Raw genomic sequence first — 6,169 nt, 5'->3', positions numbered from 1 at the left:
CATGGCGGCGTAATGTTCAACCGCCCGCCCACACACGGAAATCCTGACAGTCCCGGCTGCTTCTTATGTGGATTGTCTGATGAACGAGTAATCTGGCGCGCCGCACCCCTGTTGCCGCTCGTAGTCGATCCCGACATGTTCACGATCAAGATAAATGAAGTCGTTGCGCAGGAGCGTGCTCGGCTAAAGCTGGAGCCTCTGGATAAACAAGCATTCTGACGTCCGTGATTCGCCGTCGCTCCATTACCCATCCCCCACCCGCTCGATATCCGCGCCCACCGCACTCAGTTTCTCCTCCAGCCGCTCGTACCCCCGGTCGAGGTGGTACACGCGGCTCACCTGCGTCTCGCCCTCCGCCGCCAGCCCCGCCAGCACCAGGCTCATCGAGGCGCGCAGGTCCGTCGCCATCACCGGCGCGCCGGTCAGCCGCGCGGCGCCGCGCACCACCGCGGTGCGGCCGCGGACCTGGATATCCGCGCCCATGCGCGCGAGCTCCGGCACGTGCATGTAGCGGTTCTCAAAGATCGTCTCGGTCAGCACGCTCGCCCCGTCCGCCAGCGCCAGCATCGCCATGAACTGCGCCTGCATGTCGGTCGCGAAGCCCGGATAAGGCGCGGTCGACAGCGTGAGCGGCGCGAGCGGTCCGGTGGCGGTGACGCGCACCGAGTTGCCGCGCTCCTCGATCGTCACGCCCGCTTGCCCGAGCGCGTCGAGCGTCGCGCGCATGTCGTCGGGAGCGACGCCGGTCAGCGTCAGGTCGCCGCCGGTGATCGCCGCGGCGCAGGCATAGCTGCCCGCCTCGATCCGGTCGGGCATCACCGCATAGGTCGCGCCGTGGAGCCGGTCGACGCCCTCGATCTCCAGCGTCTCGGTGCCGATGCCCTCCATGCGCGCGCCCATCGCGACGAGGCAGCGGCACAGATCGACGATCTCGGGCTCGCGCGCGGCGTTCTCGATCCGCGAGGGCCCGCGCGCGGTGACGGCGGCCATCACGACGTTCTCCGTCGCGCCCACCGACACGATCGGGAAGGTGTAGCGGCCACCTTTCAGCCGTCCGCCGGGTGCCGACGCCTTCACATAGCCGGCGGTGAACTCGATCGTCGCGCCGATCGCCTCCAATGCCTTCAGATGCAGGTCGATCGGCCGGTTCCCGATCGCGCAGCCGCCCGGCAGGCTGACGGTCGCCTCGCCCGCGCGGCCCACCAGCGGCCCGAGCACCAGGATCGAGGCGCGCATCTTGCGGACGATGTCATAGGGCGCGGTGGTGCCGGTAAGTCGCCCGGCGCGCATCGTCATCACCCGGCCGAAATCCTCCGGCCGCGACCCCTCGATCAGCGTCGAGACGCCGAACTGGTTGAGCAGATGCCCAAAACTGTCGACGTCGGCCAGCCGCGGCAGGTTGCGCAGCGTCAGCGGCTCATCGGTCAGGAGCGCGCACGGCAACAGCGTGAGGGCGGCGTTCTTGGCGCCGGAGATGGGGAGCTTGCCCGACAGGCGCCGGCCGCCGCGGATGAGGATACGGTCCATCGAAGCGCGCATGTGCGCAAATGCTTTTGCGCACAAGACGCGCAAGATCGGCCGGCGGTCGGCCACGCCGAACGATCCGACGTCACGCGATTACCTCGCGTGACCGGCCTTGGGGCGCGTCAAGCCCGGGGTGACGAAGGGGTAGAAGGGGTCACGGCAAAGCCGTGACGTCAGACGCAGCTGCACTGCGCTGGCCGAGCTTGCGCGAGGTAGGCGGACGTGGCCGCCTCCCGCGCTGCGCTAAGCCTTCTCCATCGTGCACTGCAGCGGATGCTGGTGCTCGCGCGCGAAGTCCATCACCTGCGTCACCTTCGTTTCCGCGACCTCGTACGAAAACGTGCCGCAGATGCCGACGCCCTTCTGGTGAACGTGCAGCATGACACGGGTCGCCTCCTCCATGCTCATCCGGAAGAACCGCTGGAGGCACAGGACGACGAACTCCATCGGCGTGTAGTCGTCGTTTAGCATCAGGACGCGATACGGCGTCGGCTGCTTGGTACGGCTGCGCGTGCGGGTGGCGAGACCCGTTCCGCCGCCCTCGTCGTCGCTGCCGCCCGGACGTCGGCGTTCGGCCATGGATAACGGCTCGGTGATCGGATCGCAGGACATCGCTCACCGGAATATGGCAGCGGAGGTAGCGGGAGCAAGCGCTCGACGCTCCGGCGATGCAAAAAAGGAGCGGCAACCCGTGGATTGCCGCTCCCCATCGATCGATCGGCCCCGCCAAAGCGGCGCCGGACAGGTCAGGCCGCGACCTTCATCTTGTCGGCCGCGATCGCGGCGCGGTTCGACAGCGGCTGCGCGACGTCGTTGGCGAGCTTCATCAGCAGCTCGGTCGACTTCGATGTCTCGGCGACCATCGTGTCGAACATCGAGCGGGCATAGTCGCTCTGCAGCTTCATGAACTCGGTCGGCGAGCGCGTGGCGGCCAGCGTCTTCATCGCCGCGGTCGCGCTCTCGAACTGCTTGCGGCTGAACTCGGCGGCGCCCTGGCCCAGCGTCTCGATCCCCTTGGCGGCGATCTTGGACGATTCGACGATCGCCTCGAGGTTGCCCTTGCCGAACGAGCCCAGCTCCTCGGCCATGCGCGTGGTCTTCTCCATCGCATCCTTCGCACGGCCGTTCATGTCGGCGAAAACGGCCTGACCGCGACCGGTCATCTGCTCGGCGGCATCGTTCGCGGTGGTATCGATCGTATCCATGGTCTCATCCTCTATCGGGGGTTCCGCCATGACCGTGGCGGGCGGGTCGAAGGAAACGGGAGGCGTCGGCGCGGAACCGAGCAGTTCGCTGTGCGGCACGGCCGGCTGCTCGGCGGCCGGCATGGCGCCGGCATCCGCCGCCTTGGCGACACGGCGACGCTGCGCGGACCGGGTCGCGCGCAACGGCCGTGCATCGCTCTTGGACGTCGAGACAGCCTCAACGATCTTGGTCGGCAGGTCCATCGCCTCATCCTCTCGTCTGCTGCACTGCACAATAAACCACCCTGGACGTTGAAACAAGGGTTTTTGTGCACTGCACCATTGTCCGTAGCGCACCGATCAGCGTTGGCGGACGTAGCGCCCCGGCGCGTCTTCGAGCCCGGGCAGCGCGCCCTCGCCGGGGATGCGCGAGCCTGTGGCCGCGACCGTCTCTTCCCCGTGCGAGCGGAGCCAGGCGAGCCAGTCGGGCCACCAGCTTCCCTTCGTCTCGCGCGCGCCGGCGACGAACTCGGTCAATGAGGTCGGCACCGGATCGTCGTTGGTCCAATATTGGTATTTGCCCGCCGCCGGCGGATTGACGACGCCGGCGATATGGCCCGAGCCCGCGAGCACGAAGCGGATCGGCCCGGTGAAATGGCGCGTGATCTGCCATACGCTCTCCGCCGGTGCGATATGATCCTCGCGTCCCGCCTGGACGTACGACGGCGTCGCGACGCGCGTCAGGTCGATCGGCGTGCCGTCGACGCTCAGCGCGCCGGGTTGGACCAGCAGGTTGTCGCGATACAGGTCGGTCAGATAGCCGCGATGCCAGGCGGCCGGCAGGTTGGTCGTGTCGCCGTTCCAGTGCAGCAGGTCGAACGCCGCATAGTCCTGGCCCAGCAGATAGTTGTTGGCGACCGTGTTCCAGATGAGGTCGCGCCCGCGCAACAGGTTGAACGTCGCGGCCATGTACCGCCCGTCGAGGAACCCGTCAGGCGTCAGCGCCTTCAGCCGCGCGATCTGCTCGTCGTCGACGAAATGCTTGAGGTCGCCCGCGCCCGCAAAGTCGACCTGCGCGGTGAAGAAGGTCGCGCTGGCGACCGTGTCCGCCCGGTCCCGCGCGGCGAGCAGCGCCAGCGTCGCCGCGAGCGTCGTGCCCGCGACGCAATAGCCGATGGTGTGCGCCGCCGGCACGTCCAGCAGCGCGCGGACGGTGTCGACGGCCTCGATCTGCGCGGCGACGTAATCGTCCCAGGCGACATCCTTCATCGACGCGTCGGCCGAGCGCCACGACACCATGAACACGGTCAGGCCCTCGCCCACCGCCCAGCGGATGAAGCTCTTCTCGGGCGTGAGGTCGAGGATGTAGAAGCGGTTGATCCACGGCGGGAAGATCACCAGCGGCATCGCCAGCACCGTATCGGTCGTCGGCGAGTACTGGATCAGCTCGTAGAGCTCGGTCCGGTGGATCACCTTGCCCGGCGTGGTGGCGAGGTTGCGGCCGATCTCGAACGCGTCGGGCGCCACATGCGTCAGCTGGCCCTTGGCGGCATCGGCGAGCATGTTGCCCATGCCGGTGACGAGGTTTGCCCCACGCGTCGCCAGCGTCCGCTCGATCACCTCGGGGTTGGTCAGCGGGAAGTTGGCGGGGCTCATTGCGTCGATGAAGCCGCGCGTCGCGAAGCGGAGCTGCTCGCGCCCGCGCTCGTCCAGCCCCTCGATCCGGTCGACGCCCTCGATCAGTTGCGCGGACAGCAGCTCATAGCCCTGGCGGATCAGGTCGAAGGCGGGCGCGCGCCAGGCGGGAGCGCGGAACCGCTTGTCGCCCGCCGGCTCGGCGCCGGGCGCGGGGGCGAGGATCGGCTGCCACAGCCGCTCGGTCAGCGCCCACAGGTCAGGGACTGGGGGTGCGGCGGGGCTCCGCGCGCCCTCCGCGGCCGGGCCCGACGCCGGCGCCGCGGCCATCGCCTGCGTCATCGCGGTCGTGGCCGCCGTCAGCATCGCGCGCTGCGCCTCCGCCAACGACCGGAACCACGGCAGCGCGGTCATCACGGGCTCAGGCGCCCCAGCGGTCGAACCGGGCGCATCGGGTTGATCTGCCATCGCGGCTCTCCTCTCGATCGCGGTCATACTCCTTGTCCCCCCGTCGACGGAAGCGCGGATGCGCTATCGTTCGGCTGGTCAAGCGGATAGGCTGACCAGCGAAAGGTCCTGAGCCATGCCGACCGCGCCCAACGACGATTTCTACCGCATCAAACGGCTGCCGCCCTATGTCATCGCGGAGGTGAACGCGCTTCGCGCGCAAGCGCGATCACGCGGCGAGGACATCATCGATCTCGGCATGGGCAATCCGGACCTGCCGCCCCCGCCGCACGTGATCGACAAGCTGATCGAGGTCGCGCGCAAGCCCGACGCGCACGGATACTCGCAATCGAAGGGCATCCCCGGCCTCCGCCGCGCGCAGGCGAACTATTACGGCCGCCGGTTCGGCGTCGACCTCGATCCCGAGACCGAGGTGGTGGTGACGATGGGATCGAAGGAGGGGCTCGCCAGCCTCGCCACCGCGATCACCGCGCCGGGCGACGTGATCCTGGCGCCCAACCCCAGCTACCCGATCCACACCTTCGGCTTCATCATCGCCGGCGCGACGATCCGCGCGGTGCCGACGACGCCGGACGAGGCGTATTTCGAAAGCCTGGAGCGCGCGATGGCGTTCACCGTGCCCAAGCCCAGCGTGCTCGTGATGGGCTATCCCTCCAACCCCACCGCCGAAGTGGTGGACCTCGCCTTCTACGAGCGCGTGGTGGCGTTTGCGAAGGAGCATGGGCTGTGGGTGATCTCCGACCTCGCTTATTCCGAGCTCTATTACGACGGCTGCCCGACGCCCTCGATCCTCCAGGTGCCGGGCGCCAAGGACGTGGCGGTGGAGTTCACGTCGCTCAGCAAGACCTATTCGATGGCCGGGTGGCGGATGGGGTTCGGCGTCGGCAACAGGACGCTGATCGCCGCGATGGCGCGGGTGAAGTCGTACCTCGACTATGGCGCGTTCACGCCGATCCAGGCGGCGGCGGTGGCGGCGTTGAACGGCCCGCAGGACATCGTCGAGCAGAACCGCCGCCTGTACCACAAGCGCCGCGACGTGCTGGTCGACAGCTTCGCGCGTGCGGGCTGGGAGATACCCTCCCCGCGCGCGTCGATGTTCGCCTGGGCGCCGCTGCCGCCCGCATTGCGGCACTTAGGCAGCCTTGAGTTCTCTAAACAATTGCTCGTTCACGCTCAGGTCGCGGTCGCGCCAGGGGTGGGATACGGCGAAAATGGGGAAGGCTTCGTGCGGATCGCGATGGTGGAGAACGAGCAACGGCTGCGCCAGGCGGCGCGCAACGTGCGGCGCTACCTGCAATCGATGGGCGTCAACACGCCCGCGCGCGCGGGCTGAGGCATTTGGCATATCGGGATCACGA

General features: G+C 68.3%; 6 protein-coding genes. 2 read left to right on the top strand and 4 right to left on the bottom strand.

What is annotated here, in order from left to right:
• Positions 1 to 219, top strand: a 219-nt coding sequence (locus ACFE65_RS12890) for a hypothetical protein (RefSeq protein ID WP_375382765.1), incomplete at its 5' end; no start/stop codon positions are given.
• 24 nt (positions 220 to 243) lie between these two features.
• Here the strand turns inward: ACFE65_RS12890 and murA are convergent.
• From murA to ACFE65_RS12870, 4 genes are all read right to left on the bottom strand, one after another.
• Positions 244 to 1,527 carry a UDP-N-acetylglucosamine 1-carboxyvinyltransferase gene (gene murA, locus ACFE65_RS12885; RefSeq protein WP_375382764.1) on the bottom strand — a complete coding sequence of 428 codons (1,284 nt, stop codon included), beginning with the start codon at positions 1,525 to 1,527 and terminating at the stop codon, positions 244 to 246.
• A gap of 240 nt (positions 1,528 to 1,767) precedes the next feature.
• A complete protein-coding gene (gene clpS / locus ACFE65_RS12880; protein WP_375382763.1) occupies positions 1,768 to 2,103 on the bottom strand; it encodes an ATP-dependent Clp protease adapter ClpS in 336 nt (111 codons plus the stop codon).
• Between the two features lie 167 nt (positions 2,104 to 2,270).
• Positions 2,271 to 2,972, bottom strand: a complete 702-nt coding sequence (locus ACFE65_RS12875; RefSeq protein WP_375382762.1) for a phasin family protein — start codon at positions 2,970 to 2,972, stop codon at positions 2,271 to 2,273.
• A gap of 96 nt (positions 2,973 to 3,068) precedes the next feature.
• Positions 3,069 to 4,811, bottom strand: a complete 1,743-nt coding sequence (locus tag ACFE65_RS12870; RefSeq protein WP_375382761.1) for a PHA/PHB synthase family protein — start codon at positions 4,809 to 4,811, stop codon at positions 3,069 to 3,071.
• Positions 4,812 to 4,926: 115 nt separating this feature from the next.
• Between ACFE65_RS12870 and ACFE65_RS12865 the strand changes: the two genes are divergently transcribed.
• On the top strand, positions 4,927 to 6,144 hold the full coding sequence (locus ACFE65_RS12865) for an LL-diaminopimelate aminotransferase (protein WP_375382760.1): 1,218 nt from the start codon (positions 4,927 to 4,929) through the stop codon (positions 6,142 to 6,144).
• Positions 6,145 to 6,169: the final 25 nt, after the last annotated feature.

The organism is uncultured Sphingomonas sp. (genome assembly GCF_964237335.1).
In the GTDB taxonomy this organism is placed as follows: domain Bacteria; phylum Pseudomonadota; class Alphaproteobacteria; order Sphingomonadales; family Sphingomonadaceae; genus Sphingomonas.
This window is presented reverse-complemented; position numbering and strand designations above follow the sequence as displayed.